Below are 1,089 nucleotides of genomic sequence, written 5' to 3'. Positions count from 1 at the left end.
ATAGCGCAAGCACGGTTCTGAGAGGGGGGAGAAGCACAATTTACCGTAAGGTAAAAAGGCTCTCCTCTACTCGACTAGCGAAAAAAGAAATAATACCTTATTATGCAGAACCTCTTATAGAAGTAAGATGGCAGGTTAATTAAAAATTGCGGGGAGAGTAACCGATGAATTTAGGTAATCCAATAGCAAGAGGAAATACGGCAAAAATTTATCTTTTAGACAATAAAATAATAAAAGTCTTTAATGATTTTTTGCCAAATACGGAATCTATAAATGAGGAAAATAAACAAAAATATGCATATTCTTGCGGTCTTCCTGTACCTAAAATTTTTGATGTGACCAAGATAAACGGAAAACAAGCAATTATAATGGAATATATTAAGGGAATAACTTTAGGAGATTTATACTTAGAGAATAAAGAACGTGCTGAATATTATATGAATATTTCAGTCGATATGCAACTTGAAATCCATAGCATAGTTCCGGATACAATTGAATCAATGGATGATAAATTGCATCGCCAAATAAATACATCTCCTATTTTAAATAAAAGATTAAAATCATATTTACTCAAGGAATTGAATTCAATAACATTCACTAATAGGCTCTGTCACGGTGACTTTCATCTATTTAATCTGATTAAGACAGAAAATCGGATGGTAGTTATAGATTGGGTTGATTCGAGTTCAGGGGATATTCGTGCCGATGTATATCGGACTTATCTTTTATATTCGCAATTTTCATCGGAATTAGCTGAAATGTATATGCGAATTTATTGTAAAAAGAGTGGATTGTTACGCTCTGAGATTCTTCAATGGGCACCAATAGTTGCTGGAGCAAGATTATCTGAGACTGTCTTGACTGAAAATTCAGAACGACTTATGGAGATAATAAATACTTATCTAAAGATGTAGTAGATAAAGAAGCCAATAACATAAACACTGAATTTTGATAGTATTCTTTTTAAAAGAGTTACATTTCAACTGAAATACTTTAAGTATCTGAATAAACATACTTAAATGTAGTGTAGTGCTTTGATACCTTGAAAAGTATCTTTGAAGTTGAAAAACCACCTAAAATATCACAAAT

1 protein-coding gene is annotated in these 1,089 nt (G+C 31.8%); it reads left to right on the top strand.

The features are described 5' to 3' along the window. Positions 1-164 precede the first annotated feature (164 nt). Positions 165-914: an aminoglycoside phosphotransferase family protein gene (locus CYL18_RS18975; protein ID WP_104851025.1), complete on the top strand. Its 750-nt coding sequence runs from the start codon at positions 165-167 to the stop codon at positions 912-914. Positions 915-1,089 lie beyond the last annotated feature (175 nt).

The sequence above is a fragment of the Pradoshia eiseniae genome (genome assembly GCF_002946355.1).
Lineage (GTDB): Bacteria > Bacillota > Bacilli > Bacillales > Pradoshiaceae > Pradoshia > Pradoshia eiseniae.
The sequence above is the reverse complement of the archived record's forward strand: the minus strand, read 5'-3'. Positions and strand labels throughout refer to the sequence as shown.